Annotated in this window: 1 pseudogene; it reads left to right on the top strand. The window is 26.7% G+C overall.

Annotated features, from left to right (window positions below):
- Positions 1–172, top strand: a pseudogene (locus GNY06_RS14025) (transposase); the annotation flags it as partial.
- Positions 173–258 lie beyond the last annotated feature (86 nt).

The raw sequence follows: 258 nt of genomic DNA, 5'->3' as shown, positions 1-258 counted from the left end.
TGGGAAAGCAAATATCTATATGCCATACCATCATGGAAAAACAATTGGGACGAATTAAATGTCTTTTTTGAGTTTCTCATCGAGATTAGAAAAAATAATTTAAACAGCCAATTTAATTGGGAATCTGAAAGGAAAAATCAGAAAAAATACCAAAAATAAAATGTATTACCCTATGTAAACTCCCCCATAAATAGTACGACTAAAATTTAGACAAAAAGTTTAAATTTAGGATTATATATTATGAAAAAGAAACAATTC

It is taken from the genome of Elizabethkingia argenteiflava (genome assembly GCF_009904105.1).
GTDB classification, from domain to species: domain Bacteria; phylum Bacteroidota; class Bacteroidia; order Flavobacteriales; family Weeksellaceae; genus Elizabethkingia; species Elizabethkingia argenteiflava.
This window is presented reverse-complemented; position numbering and strand designations above follow the sequence as displayed.